The sequence below is a fragment of the Herpetosiphon sp. genome (assembly GCF_003512625.1).
Lineage (GTDB): Bacteria > Chloroflexota > Chloroflexia > Chloroflexales > Herpetosiphonaceae > Herpetosiphon > Herpetosiphon aurantiacus.
The window spans coordinates 1-19,168 of sequence record NZ_DOPT01000094.1; the positions used below are offsets into that span (position 1 = coordinate 1).

Here is a 19,168-nt window from a genome sequence, read left to right on the forward strand (position 1 = left end):
CAGTCCCAGCGATATACAATTCGCCTAATGCGCCGACTGGTAATGGCTGTTGTTGCGCATCCAACACATAGCATTGGGTATTCGCCAATGGTCGGCCAATTGGAAGCTGGGTTGAATTCAGCAGCAGTTCGGTGGTAATTTGGGCACATGTTGACCAAACACAGGTCTCGGTTGGGCCATACATATTCCAAACTTGGGCAACCCGCTCAAGTAGCGCTCCAGCCAAATCGCGTGGTAATGGCTCGCCGCCGCAGAGTGCCCGTAGATTGCTACCCTGCCAACCAGCCGCCAGCAACATCCGCCACGTCGCGGGGGTTGCCTGCATCGTGGTTATGTCATGTTGATTAATTAAGTTGATCAATTGTTCAGCATCGCCAGCAGCCTCGCGGCTAGCCAGCACAACCGTTGCCCCACAGAGCAACGGGCCATACAACTCAAGCACCGCGATATCGAACGACAAGGTAGTAACAGCCAACAACCGATCGCTGGAGGCAATCCCTGGCTTATGCTGAATTGATTGAACAAAATTGACCACTGCTTGATGCTCAAGCAACACACCCTTGGGCTTGCCAGTTGAGCCGGAGGTATAGATGGCATAGGCCAAATCGTGGGTTTGAGCGCTCGGCAACGGCGCAGTGGTTGGCATACGTGCCAAGCTATCAGCCACCTCATCGAGCGCAACCACCGCCCATGGGCCATGCTGAAGGCTTGAGGCTAGCGCTTGCGTTGAGGTCGCAGTCAGCAATACCCGAATATTGGAATCCTCGGCCATATAGCTTAGCCGCTCCAAGGGAAAACTAGGATCAAGTGGAACATAAGCTCCGCCCGCCTTGAGCACCCCCAATAAGGCCACCAACATCAAAGCCGAACGTTCGAGATGAATCCCCACCAAGCTATTTGGGCCAACTCCCAAGCCACATAAATAGTGGGCAATTTGATTCGATTGCTGCTCAAGCTCGGCATAACTCAAGCGTTGGTCAGCAGTGATAATCGCGATGTTTTGCGGTGTGCGCTGTGCTTGTTGCTGAAACAGCTCGTGCAAGCAATATGGACTAAGCGGTTGTTCGGTCGCATTCCAAGCCGCTAGCTGTTGGTGTTGCATGCCGAGGGTTGGCAATTGGGCCAAGGTTGTTTGCCGCGTGAGCGCCATTAGGGTTTGGCAAAAGCCCGTCAATACTGCTTCAATCAGGGCTGAATCAAAGCGCTCATTCGCATAACTGAGGCTACAAACCAGTTGCTCAGCCGGAGCAACCACCAGTGTCAGGGGGTAATTGGTTTGTTCAGTCGCTTGAATCTCGCTAATCTGTAAACTCGTTTGCTGATCGTCAGCCTGCTTGCTCGGGTAATTCTCAAACACCAAAATACTTTCGAATAGTGGTGTTGGCTGAGCGATAGTACTCCAGCTTTGAATATCAACAAGGCTGCTGGCGGCATATTGTTGGGCTTCAAGCTGTTGCTGTTGAAGCGTTTGGAGCCACGCGCCGACTGATTGCTCAGGATTCAGCGGCACAACGCAGGGCAAGGTATTGATAAACATTCCGACCATGTGTTCAGCCGCTGGCAAATTGGCGGGTCGGCCAGCAACCGTTAATCCAAACAACACTTGCAGTTGGCTACTATAGCGACCCAAGACATAGCCCCAAGCTGCTTGAGCCAAGGTGCTCAGGGTCACATGCTGGTCGCGGGCAAATTGGCTCAAGGCTTGGGTTTCAGCTGAAGTGAGCTGCATCTGAACTTTGGCCCAAGTTTGGCTTGCCTGATGTAAGCCAGTGTAATCGCAGGGCAAGGCAGTTGGTTGTTCTTGAGTCGCCAAATAATCGCGCCAAAATTGCTGGGCTTGACGTTGATCTTGGGCTTGCAACCAGCCAAGGTATTCGCGATAGGCTGGGGCTGGCGCTAAATTGGGTTGGCTACCAGCGATCAGGTTTTGATAGCATTCCACTACTTCACCCAATACCAGCGGCACCGACCAACCATCAAGCAACAAGTGATGATGCGTCCAAATACAGTGATAATGCTGTTCAGCCAGTTTGATCAGACTGATCCGCATTAATGGTGCTTGCTGAAGATCAAAGCCACGTTGACGGTCAGCTTGGGCAACGTCGTTAAGTTGATTTGATTCAATTTGTTCAACAGACCAATCGTGATAGCAAAGTTGAAAATTAGCCTGTGCCGCCACCACCTGACAGGGATGCTTCAGGCCATCGTTATAAAAGGCTGTCCGAAACACGGCATGGCGCTCGACGACCTGCTGCCAAGCCTGTTCAAACAAGCCTGGATCAATCGTGCCATCGAGCCGACATGCGACTTGCTCGATATAAAATTGCTGTTCGGGCGCAAGCAAGCTATGAAACAGCATGCCCTCTTGTAATGGCGTAAGCCGGTAGATATCCGCAATTGGTTGCTTAACCCGCAGAGCCAAACCATCTAATTCGCGCTGATTGAGTTGGGCATAAGGCACATCGCTCGGAGTTAAGCGTGGTTGCTGCATAGTGCGACAATGCTCAACTAAGGCTTCAAGCGTGCTGGCAAAGCTGCTGGCCCATTGTTCGAGCATCGTAGCCGCCGCCCAATCGCGGCAATATTCCCAATTCAAGGTCAGTACACCATTGTTGATATAGCCATTGATCTCGATGATACTACTGCGTGGCGTGGCGGGGTCTTGCTCGTCGCCAAGGTCAATTTCGGCAAGCCGCTTGAATGGTGCTGTGAGCGTGCCTTGATCGAGTTGCCCAAGGTAGTTGAAGGTAACAGCCAACGGTTGATTCAGCGTTAATGCTTGGCGAACCGTCGGATCGGGATGTTGATAGCGCAGCCCGCCATAGCTCAAGCCCTGATCTGGCACCGCGCGTAATTGCTCTTTCACCGCGATTATGCTTTCGGCAAGGGTTGGGTTGGCGGGCAAGCTCACATGTTGGGGATAGATGCTGGTGAGCCAGCCCACAGTGCGTGTCAAATCCAAATCAGCTTGATCGCCAAAGCGGCCATGGCTTTCGCGCTCAAGGCTTAGCCCTTGCTCGCCGCTCCATTCGCAATAGCTCAATACCAACGCCGCGAGCAATAGATCATCGATCGTCGTGCGATAGGCTTGATGCAGCTCACCGAGCAGGTTTGCGGTTAATTGTGGGCTAAGCGTATGTTGATAACGCAGGGTTTGCCCAACTACGTTATTGAGTTGTTGGTTTTGGCTAGCAACCAACGGCTTTAATTGTTGGATTGTCTGCTGCCAATAGCCAAGTTGGCTGAAAAACTGCTGACTGGTTTGCTGTTGCAGATACTCAGTCCATTCGGCGACGCTAGTGCTAGCAGGGAGAGGTTGCTGCTCATTTAATAGATAAGCGAGATCTTCAAGTAAAATTCGCCACGAAACCCCGTCGATAATCCAGTGATGAGCGATCAACAAGAGCCAAGCTTGCTCATTCTGCTGCAAATAGCTGGCATGCCACAGCGGCGCTTGGTGCAAGTGCAATTGTTGTTGGCGCTGGGCGGCGTAGGCGGTTATTTGGGCAGCAGCTGGCTGAGCAGGATCAAGCTTGAGCACATGCAAGGTTGGTTCAGCTGCATGCAGTTTTTGCTGAAACTGAGCATCACATGCGAGCCGTAAACTTGGATGCAATTGGGTTAATTGATTCAGGCTGGCTTGCAGCCGTTCAGGATCAAGCGCTGTGGTTAATTCAATCAACACACTTTGGTTGTAGTGGTGCGGATTCGGCGCTGCTAGCTCGCGAAACCAGTGTTGAACTGGCAAAAGCTGCTGTGGTGCGCGAGCTGGTTGTTGAATTGTGCTCGTCGCCTCAAGCGTGGGCAACACCTGCGCCAAAGCAGCGATTGTTTGATGTTGAAATAACAAGCGTGGCGTTAATCCCAAGCCCGCAGCGCGGCAGCGGCTGACCACTTGCATCGCCAAAATCGAATCGCCGCCCAAACCGAAGAAATTGGCATGGCGACCAACTGGCTGCCCAAGCACCTGCTGCCAAATTGCGGCCAGCGCTTGCTCAGTTGCACCTTCAGGCGCGATCTGTTCAGTTGCGCTGAGTTGGGTCGGTTTTAAGCCGAGTAAGGCCTTGCGATCAACTTTGCCATTGGGAGTTAATGGCAATTGCTCAAGCTCAACAATGCCGCTGGGCAGCATATATTCGGGGACACGAGTTTGGAGCCATTGCAGCAAGGCTGGTTGGTCAAGCGCTTGGGTGGTCACCACATAGGCGACTAACTGCGGATGGGGCGTGGTATGCACCAAAGCCACCGCATGCTGAATGCTGGAATATTGGGTTAGCGCGGTTTCAATCTCGCCTAGCTCAATCCGAAAGCCACGTAGCTTGATTTGCTGATCGCCACGCCCCAGAAATTCCAACTGACCAGTGCTCGTCCAGCGGGCGCGATCGCCAGTGCGATACATGCGTGCCCCAGCCAAACGCCCCCAAGGATCAGGGACAAAGCGCTCGCTGGTGAGGTCGGGGCGGCCAAGATAGGCGCTGGCCAAACGTTCGCCCGCCAAATACAGCTCGCCGATTGCCCCGTTTGGCACGGGCTGCAACCATTGATCAAGCACATACATCGCGGTGGCGGCAAATGGGCGGCCAATTGGCACGCTGCGCTCAGCAATCAACGGTTGATCAGCACTGAAATAGCAGCTATCAATCACCGCCTCGGTCACACCATATGAATTGATCAAGCGGGTGCTCGGCTCAAACACGGTTTGAAAACGCTGATACTCTTCGCCATACCACATATCCGAGCCAGCGATGACCAAGGGCATTGCCAGTTTTTGCTTGGTTAATGCCAAGTAATGACAAAGCTCGCGTAGCACTGCTGGCACAAATTCGCCACAATCAACCTGTTCACTGACAATCAGTTGATATAAATCGGCGGGCGAGAGCAAATAATCGCGAGGGCAAAGCACTAAGCGTCCGCCTGAACCGAGTGCCCGTACAAAATCGCCAGTGCAGACATCAAACGAAAACGCCGCCATTTGCAAATGCACCCGAATCTTGTCGCTCAACTGATAGGCCTGTTCCCAAGCGCGGTAGGTTTGAGCCAGCGGGCCGTGGGCAATCACGGTTCCTTTGGGCAAGCCAGTCGAGCCAGAGGTATAAATCACATAGGCTGGTTGTTGCGGGTGAATTGCTACGCCAAGCGCGGTCGCAGGATAATCACCCAGCGCATCGCTTAGTTGTTCCCAAATGACGAGCGGTTGCTCAAGCGGCAAACAATCGGCCAACCCAGCCTGGGTTAACACCAAACGCAGTTTGGCATCGCTGCACATAAAAGCCAAGCGCTCAAGCGGGTAACTTGGATCAAGCGGTAAATAAGCCGCGCCCGCCTTGAGCACACCCAACCAAGCAACTGGCATGGCTAGCGAGCGCTCAAAACAGAGGCCAACAAAATCGCCACAGCCAATGCCTTGCTCAATCAAATAGTGCGCCAAGCGATTGGCCGCCTGATCAAGTTGGGCATAGCTCAAATGCTGGCCTTGCCAGGTTACGGCCAAAGCATTTGGTTGAACCAGGGCATGCTGCTGAACCAAATGGTGAATCGGTTGGGCTGCGCTAATCGGCGCTTGAAAGCCCCAATCGGCCAAGCGCGAAATCGGCAGACTATACAAGGGATGCTCAGGCGCAGCACAAACATAGCTCAAGGTCTGTTCAAAATCTTCAATCCAGCGCTCGATTGTGCTTGGTGCGAACAGATCGGTGGCAAACTCGACCTGTCCAGTAAAGCCACTCGCCAAATCTTGCATCGTCCACGACAGATCAAACATCGCCGTGCCTTCGCCAAGTTCATCAAGCAAGCATGGCTCAAAACTAAGATTGGGAAGTTGCAAGCTGCTCGTTGGCGCAGTTTGCAAATCAAACATCACTTGAAAAATTGGGTTATAGCCTAAAGTGCGCTCCGGTTGCAAGGCCTCGACCACCTGAGCAAATGGTGCATCCTGATTGGCAAAGGCGGCCAAACTGACCGCTTGGGTTTGGCGTAACAGCGCTGAAAATGGCAGATTGCGATCAGGCTTGATCCGCATCACCAAACTGTTGACGAAAAACCCAATCAAATGTTCAGTTTCTAGGCGGTTGCGATTGGCAATCGGTGTGCCAATTGGCAGATCGTGGCTGCCAGTCATGCGAGCGAGCCAAAAAGCGAAACCTGCCAGCAAGGTCATATAGGGCGTGCAACCATAGCGCTGACCAACGTGGCGAATTTGCTGGCTAAGGCAAGCTGAAAGCGCAAAATGGCAGGTTTTGCCGCGCCACGATTGGCTAGAAGGGCGCGGATAATCGCTGGGTAGCTCCAACAAGGCTGGTGCGCCAAGCAAAGTATCGTGCCAAAATTGCACCTGTTTTTGCCAAAGCGGCGCTTGCGCCGGATCACGCTGCCAAGCAGCAAAATCGCCATATTGAATTGGCAGGGCTGGAAATTGCGGTCGGGTGGCTTGGGCAAAGGCTTGGTAACTGGTGGTTAATTCATGAATCAAGCAGCCCATTGACCAACCATCAGCAATTGTGTGGTGCATCACCACCAGCAGCATGGCTTGCTCAGCGCCAAGTTGCACCACCACCACGCGCAATAATGGCCCGTTGCTCAAATCGAAGCCAGCCAAAGCTTGCTCGCGTAGATACTGCAAGGCCTGTTGGCGCGGCGCGGCAGCGCTCGAATAATCGGCAATTTCTAATGGCAATTCGCTCAAGTTTGGCGTTGGATGAACCTGTTGAATTGGCTGGCCCGCAACGGTTGGAAAGCTAGTACGCAAAATTTCATGGCGTTCGAGGCTCAGCTGGAGCGCTCGCGCCAATAATTCGGGCTTGAACGCGCCCTGAATTTCAAAACAGCCCGACAAATTGTAGGCAGTGCTTTGGCCTTCGAGTTGGTCAAGAAACCACAGCCGTTCTTGGCCAAAGGAAAGCGGTAAAGGCGTAGTTCGTGGGCTTGGCTGAATCGCTGCATTCGAATTGGCCGTCGCCTGATAGTGCTCGAACCAAGCAATTAATTGCGGTTTTTGCTCACTCAGCGCAGCCCGTAATTCGGGTGTTAATGCCCCTTTAGGTGCGTTTACCCGCAGATTTGCCCCATCGAGCCACAATTTTATGTCGAGTGCATTTAATTGTTCGAGCAATGCTTGAACCGCGCTCATAACTCAATCTCCTCACGCTCGCCACCGCCAACTGCTTGGGCTTGTAACGTTTGGCTAAGCTGCTGCTGCCGAATATGCTCGGCCAAGCCTTGAAGGGTTGGCGCTTCAAAAAGCAGCTGTAGCGGTAGATCAAGTTGAAGTTGCTGACGAATTCGGCCAAGCACTTGGGTTGCTAACAACGAATGGCCGCCCAAATCGAAGAAATTATCATGAATGCTAAGTTCGTTTACGCCGAGTAAATCGTGCCAAATTGCCGCAAGTTGCTGTTCAAGTTGGCTGCGTGGAGCCTCGAAATTGGCTGAACGTGGACGATGCGTCGTGATTGGCGCAGCAACTGTCGGTTGTGGATAGAGCCAGCGCTGACGACGTGCAGCAACATCACCCACAACTACTTGCGGGTTGAGTACGCCGCGTTGTTGGACAATCGCACTTAGCGCAGCCCAGCCTTGTTCAAAGCTCAAGCGTTGAGGATCGGCTTCATCGGCGCTTTGCCAACCATCCCAGTTGATGCAATACCACGGTACAGCGCTTGATTGATTGAGTTGATGCACGATGGCATGTTGGGCAATGTTGGCGCTGGCATAGCAGGCAAAGCCCAGCCCACCCAAATCACTGGCCAACGACGACATCACCACCGCCCAATCGAGTTTCCAAGGCCGCACCATCATGGCAAGGTTTTGGGTTCCCTGGAGCTTGGCCGCCATCAGCGCATCCCAAGTTGCTTGGGTGGTGTCAGTACAAGCAATTTGGGCGGCACTGCCCGCTGCGTGAATCAGGCCATGACATTGGCCCCAATGGGTTTCGACCAGCGCCAAGGCTTCGGCTAATTGTTTAGGCTGTGCCACATCGGCCTGAATAATTAAGGCCTCACCACCACGTTCGGTAATCTGCTGTTGCAAATCATAGGCAGCGGGCGACTCAGGCACGAGCGAACGGCTCAAAATTGCGATCTTGGCCTGATATTGTTGGGCTAGTTGGAGCGCAATTTGACGACCCAGTCCGCCGTTGCCACCCGTAATCAAATAGCAACCACCAACGAGGAAGCCCTGCTGATTGGTTGGTAAGCTTGCAACCCTGGCCTGCGGCACAAACCGATTGAAACCACGCAATGCCACCACTGGCTCGCTGGCACTTTGTAGCTCTTGGGCCAACATACTCGGCCACGCTTGATGGGTAAAATCAAGGTCAAGCCAATGGCTGCTGATTTCGGGATATTCTTGGGCCAAAACCATCGCCACCCCGCGCAATGCAGCATCATGCGGGTTGAGATCTTCATGCGGAGCAATCGCCAAACTCTGGCTGCTTACAACATGCAAATGTACCTGGGCTAGCCCCAACTCGCGCACCCGCTTGGCGATCGTCAACAGATCAGCGGCGGCTGACCATGCTGAGAGGCTGCTGAAGTTGCTGAAATAGATGATTTGGCTGGTCGTAGAATTAAGTTGTTTGCTCTGTTGGGCAAACGTATCTTGATTGCAAATATAGAGCTGCTGATCGGCGGCAAATTGTTCGAGCAGCCGTTCGATAGTGCTTGGTTGGCTGCCCCACACCAGCCAGGTGCTGGCTTGGATTGGGGTGGTTGCCAAGCTTTGAGCCTGCCAGGTTGGGGTATTGATGCTTATTTGATTGCTTGCGCGGGGTGCGTGGGCCTGTTCTGCCTCAATCCAATGGCGTTGGTGATCGAACGCATAGGTTGGCAACCAAACTTTATGACATGATGTTTGATGTAGAGCCTGCCACAGCACCGTCATGCCTGCTTGCCACAATTGACCTAAACTTTGCAACATCACGGCTAAATCGGCTTGCTTAACCTGTGGATGCGGCAAACTGGTGAGAATCAACGGCGTTTGAGCAGCCTGGCTGGCACGGGCAAAGGTTGCCAGCGTATGCCCAGGCCCAAGCTCCTGCACAATCCAAGCATCATCGGCCAACAACTGGGCCAAACAAGCAGCACACTGCACTGGATTAACAATCTGTTCAAGCCAATAGTCAACACTGGTAGCTTGGACCGCCGTCAGCCATGTACCACTCACATTCGAGAGGATCGGGATGGTTGGCGCTTGAAGTTGCACATCGGCAAAGTGCTGGCGAAACGCTGCCAACATCGGCTGCATTGCTCGCGAATGAAAGGCATGCGAGGTGTGCAGTATGCGTGATTCGATGCCACGCTCGTTCAATTGCTGCTGAAAGGCTTGGATCGCCACATGCTCACCAGCGACCACCAACAGCTGATTGGTATTGATCGCCGCCAAATCAAGTTCAGCAGGCAAGATTGGCTGAATCTGATCGCGGCTGGCGTTAATGCTGAGCATCGCTCCGCTAGGCAATTGGTTCATCAACTGGCCACGCACCACCACCAAGCGCACAGCAGTCGGTAAATCCAGCACATTGGCAACACAAGCGGCCACATATTCGCCAATGCTATGGCCAAACAAGGCTTGTGGTTGAATGCCCCACGCCAACCATTGTTGCGCCAAGGCATATTCCAGCATAAACAAACATGGCTGCGCGACGTTCGTCGCCGTCAGATCGCCCGAATGATCGAACATCATTTGCCGCAGATCGTAGCCGAGTAAGGGTTGAGCATAGCGATTCACCAGATCAATTGCTTGGCGAAAAGCGGGTGCTTGCTGATAGAGTTCAGCGGCCATCCCAGCACATTGGCTGCCCTGCCCCGAAAAGAGCCAAGCAACCTTGGGCGGTTGGCTGGCAAACTCACGGATTGGGCTGGTCAACAAGGCTTGGCTGGCTTGTTCATGGCTTTTGGCAACCACAAAACTGCGTTGAGCAAAGGCTTGCCGTGCAGTTTGCAGGGTATAGGCTACATCAGCCAACGATTGCGCTGGGTTAGTTTGCAGATGCGCCGCCAGCCGCTCGGTTTGCTGCTCTAGCGACCAAACGCTGGCCGCCGAAATTGGCAGCAATTGCCATGATTCAGCCTGAGCTTGCTTGGCGATTGGTTCGGCTGCCGCCAGCACCACATGGGCATTCGTACCGCCAATGCCAAATGAACTGACTCCAGCATAAAGATTTGCATCCCAAGCGCTCGCAGTCGGGTTCAAATAAAATGGTGATTGTTGCAAATTGCTATGTGGAATGGTGGCATAGGCGGTTGGTGGTCGTTGGCGATGATGAAGGGCCAAGGCAGTTTTGATCAAGCCTGCCACCCCAGCCGCATTATCGAGATGACCAATATTAGCTTTGAGCGTGCCTAAGGCGCACCAGGCTTGTGCAGCAGTTGCCCCAAAAACCTTTTTGAGCGCTGCTAACTCGATTGGATCGCCAAGGTTGGTCGCGGTGCCATGGGTTTCAAGGTAGCCAACCATGCTCGGCTCAACTTCGGCCAAGGCCAAGGCTTCGGCCACAACCTGGGCCTGACCCTTGATGCTTGGTGCGGTAAAGCCAACTTTCTGAGCGCCATCATTATTAATTGCGCTCCCCTTGATCACTGCCCAAATTGGATCGCCATCAGCTACTGCATCAATCGCTCGTTTGAGCAACACCATGCCAGCGCCGCTACTGCCAATTGTGCCCGCCGCCTCGCTGGTAAAAGGCTTGCAATTGCCATCAGGCGAGTGGATCATGCCAGCTTGATAGAGGTGGCCTTGCATTTGGGGAATCCGCAGCGCTGCGCCACCAGCCAGCGCCATCGCACTTTCGCCATTCAGAATGCTCTGAATTGCCATATGGGTTGCCACCAACGAGGTTGAGCAGGCGGTTTGCACGCTGACGCTCGGCCCGAGCAAATTCAGCTTGAATGAAATTCGGGTTGGCGCATAATCTTTATCATTGGCGAGCATCACGGCATAATCGCCATTGCGCTCGATTGCGCTTGGATTGGCTAGCACCTGTTGCAACAAATAGTTATTTGCGCCGACTCCCACAAAAACCCCAACTTTTTGTGGCTGTTTAAGCGCATAGCCCGCCTGCTCCAAGGCTTCCCATGCACATTCCAGCAACATCCGCTGCTGTGGATCAAGCAAGGCGGCCTCATTGGGCGTAATGCCCCAAAAGTTATGATCAAAGCCAGCAATATCGTCAAGCAGCAAGGGCGCACGTTTGACGTAGGCGGGATCGTTGAGCAGGGCTTGGTCGATTCCGCTGGCCTGAAGTTGTCGCAGATCTAGATCGGTAATGCAGACAATTCCTTGGCAGATATTATGCCAAAAGGTTGTCAGATTGTTGGCCCCTGGGAAGCGTCCAGCCATCCCAATGATTGCAATATCAGTGTCGGTATAGGCGTGCATCAATTATTCCTCATCAAGATTAAGCTGGACTTGTTGGCGGCGTTGACGGCGTTGGGCTTGGCTTTGTTGGCGTTGGCTACGTTGGTGGACTTGATCTTCGATCGTTGGTGTTAACTCGCTTGGTTGTTCGCTCAGGGCTACGGCCAAGGCCGCAATCGTTGGGTGCTCAAACAACAACATCAATTCGATTGAACGATTTAAGGCTGTTTCCAAGCGGCTATGAACTTGAATCAAGGCCAAAGAATGGCCGCCAAGGTCGAAAAATGGCCGTTCAACTTGGTTAATTGGACGTTCGAGCACCACTGACCAAATTGCCGCGATGGTTTGTTCCAGTGCATTTTGCGGCTGACGTTGTGGGGTTTCTGCGCCAAGTTGCGGGGTTGGCAAGGCTTTGCGATTCAACTTGCCATTGCTGCTCAAGGGCAATTCAGCCAATTGCAGCCAATGCGCCGGAATCATGGCCTCAGGCAGTCGCGCCCGCAACCACGAGCGCAAGGCAGTTTCTTCGGGCACAGCCTGATCTGGCCGCGCAACCCAATAGGCCACCAATTGCCCAGCATGATGATGTACAACGATTTGCGCAATCGCTGGATGTTGGCTGAGTTGATGTTCAATCTCGCCCAACTCAACCCGAATACCGCGCACTTTGATTTGGAAATCGTTGCGGCCAAGGTATTCAATCGCGCCATCATCGCGCCAACGAGCCAAATCGCCAGTACGATACAAACGTGCGCCTGCTTGGCTAGCGTAGGGATGGGGAATAAAACGCTCGGCGGTCAAATCGGGGCGTTCAGCATAACCTCGCGCCAAATTCAGCCCACCAATCAGCAACTCGCCAGCAACCCCAACCGGCACTGGCTGCATTCGGGCATCGAGAATATAAAGCTGGGTGTTGGCAATCGGGCGGCCAATTGGCACGCTTGGCTCGGCGTTCGGTTGATAATGCCAGGCACTCACATCAACCGCCGCTTCAGTTGGCCCATACAAGTTATGTAAATCGGCATTCAACGTTTGGCAAAAACGAGCGCTGGTTTCGGCGCTCAAGGCCTCGCCACTGCAAAAAACTTGACGCAAGCTCGTGCAATTGGCTGCTTGTGGTTCTTCCAAAAATAAGCTGAGCATCGACGGCACAAAGTGAATTGTGGTTACCTTTTGGGCCTGAATCGTCTCAGCCAAATAGCGTCGATCAAGGTGACCCGCCGGACGAGCAACCACCAATTTAGCGCCAGTCATCAGCGGCCAGAAAAATTCCCAGACCGAAACATCAAAGCTGTAGGGCGTTTTTTGCAACACCACATCAGCCGCTGTTAATTGATAGCGCTGCTGCATCCACAACAAGCGGTTAACAATCGCCTGATGGCTGTTGATCACGCCTTTGGGCTTGCCGGTCGAGCCAGAGGTGTAAATCATATAGGCCGCGTTGAGTGGGTGGATTATTGGCGGATTAAAGCTCAGGCTGTGGTTTGGCTGCCACGCTTGATCAAACAGCAAGACCGGAATTGTGGCTTGGCCGAGTTTGGGAGTATCAGTGATCACCACCCGTGGCGCAGCATCAGCCAGCATCGCCAAGACCCGCTCGCTGGGGTAGGCTGGATCAAACGGCACATAAGCAGCGCCCGCTTTGACAATCGCCAAAAGTGCAATTACCAGTTGTGCCGAGCGCTCCATCAACACCCCAACCCGATCATCAACCTGCACGCCATGGGCTTGCAAGCTGGCGGCAAGCTGGGTTACTCGCTGATCCAGCTCGGCATAGCTGTAGTGATGATGTTCATCAGAGAGTGCCGGAGCGTTGGGCGTGCGCTGCACTTGCTGAGCCAATACATCAACCAAAAGCTCGCTTGAATCCCAAATTTGGGCGGTGTTATTCCACTCATTGAGCAATTGGGCTTGTTCGGCGGCATCGAGCACGCTTAATTCGCCAACCGTGGTGGCCAACGGCAGTTGTTGGAGCACATGGGCCAAATGGCGGGCAAGTTGAGCGATGCGAGTTGTTGAATACACCGCTTGGTCATAGCTCAACTTCAAAGTCAGCGCAGCATCAGGCAGCACCAACAAGGTCAGCGGTAAGTTGGTTTGCTCAGTAGTTTTCGCATCAACAATCGCCAAATCGCTGACTGCTTGCTCAACACTAGCGGCAATCGGGTAGTTTTCAAAAACCAGCAACGTTTCAAATAAGTGTTGGCTAGCGGGAATCTGGCTGGCCTGCTGAATTGTGGTCAATGGCGTGGCCGCAAAATCGTTGCAACGGCTTTGTTGGGCTTGCAAGGCTTGTAACCATGCCACAATCGGTTGTTGCGAATCGAGCTTGACCCGTACAGGCAAGCTATTGATACACAAGCCAACTAAATGCTCCATGCCTGCAATGTCGGTTGGTCGGCCTGCCACCGTCGCGCCAAACAGCACATCATCGAGCGCATTGTAGCGACCAAGCAGCACTGCCCAAGCGCCTTGCACCAAGGTATTCAAAGTGACATGCTGTTGGCGTGCCCACTGCTGAAGCGCTTGGGTCTGGCTTGGCGTAAGTTGCAGGCTATATTCGTGATAGCCGCTGGTTGCCTGGGGCGCTGCATGTGGCGCAGGCAACGGTGTTGGTTCAGTCAAATCGGCCAAATAGTCGCGCCAAAACTGCTGCGCCTGCTGCTGATCGTAGCTCGTGGCCCAGGCAATGTAGTCGCGATAGGCGACCGCTGGAGCTAATTGCAGTGGTTGAGCTTGATCAACATGACCATAGATGCCAAATAATTCGGCCAACACATTGGCGATCGACCAGCCATCGAGCAGCAAGTGATGATGCGTCCAGAGACAGTGATAGCGCTGTTCTGCTAGTTTGATCCACGTCCAGCGCAGCAAGGGCGCTTGGGTAAGGCTGAATGGCTGGGTGCGATCGGCTTCGCGCAAAGCCGCAAGTAATTCGGCTTGTTCATCAGGTGCAATGGCTTGCCAATCGAGTACCCGCCACGGGGTATCGACATGCTCAAGCACAATTTGCAGCGGCTGCGGCAAGCCTTCGGTACAAAATGCTGTGCGCAAAACCGCATGGCGCTGCTGAACTTGCTGCCAAGCAATTTGCAAACTGACCAAATCGAGCGGGCCATTGACCGTCCACTCAACTTGTTCGAGATAGACGCTTGATTGAGGATTGAGCAAGCTATGGTAGAGCATGCCAACTTGCAAGGGAGCTAAGGGATACACATCAACTGGCGTGAGGTTTTGGCCATGATACCGCGCCAATAATTGATCAAGCGTCGGCTGATCGAGCTTGGCTAAAGCAACATCGCTAGGGGTTAAGCTCAGGCGGAGTTGCTGGCGACAAGCGCCAATCAAGGCTTTGAGTGCAGCAACACAGGCGCTAGCCAAACGTTCAATCGTCTGTTGCTGGTGCCATGTTTGGTTGTATTCCCAGTCGAACTGCAACTGACCATCGCGAATATAGCTAGCCACATTCAACAAATGGCCGCGTGGTGTACTCGCCGCCACATCTGCGCCAGTCGATTCGGGGGCAATCCCAAGTAATGGTGGCATGCTGACGCTCTGATCGAGCTGGCCAAGATAGTTGAAAACCAAGGGAACCGCTTGGGTTGGCTGTAATTGCGGCGCAGTTGCCGAATTAAGGTAGCGCAAAATCCCAAAACTCTGACCGCCCGCTGGCACTGCCCGTAATTGCTCTTTGATCGCCTTCAAGGCCGCTAAGGGCGCTGGATCGGCAGGTAAATCAAGTGCAACCGGATACAAACTGGTAAACCAACCAACGCTGCGGCTGAGATCGTCGCTTGGCTCGGGGCTAAATCGCCCATGGCTTTCGAGATCGATCACCCAATGGCGTTGTTCGGCCCAGCCTGCTAAGGTTTGGGTCAAGGCAGTCAGCAACAGATCGTTGATATTCACCCGCACTGCTTGTTGACAATCGTGCAACAAGGCTTGGGTTGTGACTTGATCAAGTGTGGTGTGCACAAAAACTGCATCGCGGGTGAGGTTTTGCCCGCTATTGGGCACATGATCAAGTGGCACAGGGCTGATATTGGCAATTTGCTGCTGCCAAAAGCTCAAATCAGCCAAATATTGGGGATGAGTGGCTTCAGCTTGGAGCCGATTGGCCCACACACTCCAAGGCGTGGTGCTGGGAATTGCGGCTGCCCCATTCAAGGCCATAGCTAAATCTTCGAGCACAATCCGCCACGAAACTCCATCGATCACCAAGTGATGCGCCACCAAAATCAGGCGGGCTTGGGTTGGGGTACGCACCAAGGTTGCGGCAAAACTTGGGCCATGCTCCAAGTGCAAATGTTGCTGCATGCGTTGGCAAATATGCCCAAGCATCGTCGGCCAATTATTCGAATCGTCGGCGCAATGCTGAACCGCCACGTTGATCGAGCGCGAATCGCCATACCACTGGCGTTGCTGTGGCTCAAATTGCCAGCGTACTCGCAAAATTGGGTGCAAGCTGACCAAACGATCAAGCGCTGCTTGGATTGCTGCTGGCGCTAAATCGGGCGCAACCACCAACATCAAGCTTTGATTGAAATGCTGAGGATTGTTTGGCCGCAATTCGCGCAACCAATGGCCAATCGATGTCCAAGCAATCTCGCCTTCGAGTTGGTAGCTTGGTTGTTCAAGCGCAAGGCTACTGGCCTGCTGTTCAAGCATCAGCGCCAATTCAGCGATTGTTTGGTGCTGAAAAAGTTGGCGCGGGCTAAGATTAAGCCCCGCAGCGCGAGCACGACTGACCACCTGCATGGCAATAATCGAGTCGCCGCCGAGGCTGAAGAAATTGACCTCGCGGCTGGCGATAGTTTGACCAAGCGCCACGCTCCAGAGGTCGGCCAATTGTTGCTCAAGCGGCGATTGTAGCGGGGTGCTGCTGGTTGGCGTGGCTTGTTCTGCTTCAGGTGCGGGCAACGCTTGACGATCGAGCTTGCCATTGCTGGTCAAAGGAAAACTAGCTAGTTCGATCAAGGCACTTGGCCACATATACTCAGGCAAGCGTTCGCGGAGTTGCTGGTTGATCGCCGCCAGATCGAGGCTTGGGTCAGTTTGTGCGCCGACGCTGCGCATCTGCGTTTTGGCAATCAGATAGCCAACCAAACGTTTATGGCCTGGCCGATCTTCACGCACAATCACCGCCGCCGATTGCACTGCCGCATGCTGGCTCAGGGCAGCTTCAATTTCGCCCAGCTCAATTCGGAAGCCACGAATTTTGACTTGCAGATCGATTCGGCCAAGGTACTCTAGCTCACCATTTGGCCAGTAGCGCACCAAATCGCCTGAACGATACCAACGGCTGTTGCTGGGCAAATCGGGAGTTGACGCATCGGCTTGGATAAAACGCTGGGCGTTCAATTCAGGCCGTTCGAGATAGCCCTGAGCCACGCCAGCCCCACCAACATACAACTCGCCCGCCACCCCAACTCCAGCCTGACGACCCTGCGCATCAAGCACCGCTAGCGCCAAATCGGGAATCGGGCAACCAATCACGCTGCCAAGGCCTGCCTGCAAATCAGCCAAACGAATCGGTCGATAGGTCACATGCACTGTGGTTTCGGTGATGCCATACATATTTACTAGTTGCGGCTGTTGATCACCATAGCGTGCAAACCACGGCGCCAGTTGGGCTAGATCAAGCGCCTCGCCACCAAAAATCACCGTGCGCAAGGCTAAACGTTGTTCAGCCAAACTATCAGCTTGAATCAGTTGGTAAAAAGCCGAAGGCGTTTGATTGAGCACCGTTACGTGTTGTTGCCGCAGTAATTGATGGAAGGCCTCAGGATTACGGCTGACCCAGTAGGGCACAACCACCAAATGGCCGCCATACAACAACGCGCCCCACAATTCCCAAACCGAGAAATCAAAGGCATACGAATGGAATAGCGTCCAAACATCGTGCTGATTGAATTGATACCACGCATTAGTTGCCAGCATCAATCGTGCAACGTTGGCATGGCTCACCACCACACCTTTGGGGTTGCCAGTTGAGCCAGAGGTATAAATGACATAGGCTGGATTTTCTGTTGAGCAGACAACACTGGGTGGCGTTGTGGGATAAGCATCCATCGGCTGATCAAGCAAATAGCACTGTTCAGCTTGCACCACATCACGCAAATGGCGCTGCGTTACAATATGGCGAATCGCTGCATCGGCCTGCACAAAGGCTAAACGTTCGCGAGGGTAGGTCGGGTCGAGTGGCACATAGGCCGCGCCTGCCTTGAGAATCGCCAAAATACCCACGACCAATTCGAGTGAACGCTCAACACACAAGCCAACCAAATTGCCAACCGTCACACCTTGGGCGATCAAGCCATGAGCAACTTGGTTGCTGCGCTGATCAAGCTCGGCGTAGCTCAACCAAGTATCCTCAAAACTCAGCGCCTTGGCCTTGGGATGGGCTTGTACTTGTTGGGCAAACCATTCATGCAAACAGAGCGGCGGTGCATAATTGGGTGCTTGCCAGTTGCCCCATGCTTGTAAATTTGCCCGCTGGTTTGGCGTAACCAAGCTTAATTCGGCCACACTACTAGCCGTAGTCAAACTCAACAAGATTCGCTGCAATTGGGCCAGCAACAATTCAGCACTAGCTTGATCATAGCGATCGTGATCGACGCTCAAGCTCAAACGCAATTGCTCGCCAGGCACAACAATCAAGGTAACTGGATAATTGGTATGTTCGGCGAGGCTGAGTTGCTCAATCTGCAAGCCTGCTTGGCTGGCATCGGTTGCTTGCAATGGATAATTTTCGAAAACGACGATGCTCTCAAACAAGCTTGAACCATGGGCTAGCTCGCTCCAGCGTTGAATATCAACCAAAGCACTGGCGCTATGCTGTTGCAATTCGCCATAGGCAGCTTGCAGGGTTTGCAGCCATGTTTGCGGTGATTGGCTCGGCTCACATTTAGCGCGAATTGGCAGGGTATTGATGCACAAGCCAATCAATTGTTCGCTTTGGTAGATTTCGGCGGGCCGTTCAGCAAACGTCGCGCCAAACACCACATCATTGGTTTGGCTATGTTGAGCTAAAAGATAGGCCCAAGCCGCCTGCACACAGGTATTCAAGGTCACTTGGCTTTGGCGTGCCCAGCTTTGTAATTGGCTGGTTTCGGCGCTAGTTAGCTGCTGGTTATATTCAGCAAAACGCTGGCTCATGCTGCGTTGGCTTGAACGCTGCAATGGCAAAGGCGTTGGATAGCTAAAATCGGCCAAATAGCCACGCCAAAATTGCTCAGCTTGGGCTTGATCGTGCTGTTGCAGCCAATCGATATAGGCACGATAGGCTGGGGCAGGCGCTTGATTGAGGGTTGTGCCTCGCCGCAAGGCTGCATAGTGTTGCAACACTTCTTCAAACAATAAGGCCACCGACCAACCATCAAGCAAAAGGTGGTGAAACGTCCAAACCCAATGCCACTGATCATCGGCTAGTTGCACCACAACCCAACGCTGCAAGGGTGCTTGATCGAGCGCAAATGGCTGTTGGCGATCATTCTCTAGTAATATGTCAAGTTCATAGGCCTGTTGGGCAGCGCTAAGAGTGCGCCAATCGAGCACTTGAAACGGCAATTCGACCGCTTCATAGACGACTTGCAACGGTTTTTCGAGTTCTTCCCAGAAAAAACCACTGCGCAAAATCGTATGCCGAGCCACCACCATGTGCCATGCTTGGCGAAAACACGCGAGATCAAGTTGGCCACGCAAGCGCGATTGCACCTGTTCAAGGTACATTCCAGCAGTCGGGCTAGCGATGGTATGAAACAGCATGCCCTGCTGCATTGGCGATAATTCATAAATATCCTGAATATTGTCCACC

Annotated in this window: 3 protein-coding genes; all 3 read right to left on the minus strand. The window is 53.3% G+C overall.

What is annotated here, in order from left to right:
• Positions 1-7,126: non-ribosomal peptide synthetase (locus DEF47_RS20385; protein WP_287045321.1), on the minus strand; the 7,126-nt coding region annotated here is incomplete at its 3' end.
• Positions 7,123-11,373, minus strand: coding sequence for a type I polyketide synthase (locus DEF47_RS20390; RefSeq protein ID WP_012189408.1), 4,251 nt, complete (start codon positions 11,371-11,373; stop codon positions 7,123-7,125). The genes DEF47_RS20385 and DEF47_RS20390, both read right to left, overlap by 4 nt.
• A gap of 3 nt (positions 11,374-11,376) precedes the next feature.
• Entirely contained in the window at positions 11,377-19,167 is a 7,791-nt protein-coding gene (locus DEF47_RS20395) for a non-ribosomal peptide synthetase (protein WP_012189407.1), read from the minus strand.
• Position 19,168: the final 1 nt, after the last annotated feature.

Coding starts and splice junctions, on each gene's coding strand:
- DEF47_RS20390 (WP_012189408.1), bottom strand. CDS start 11,373: ATGCACGCCTATACCGACACTGATATTGCAATCATTGGGATGGCTGGA.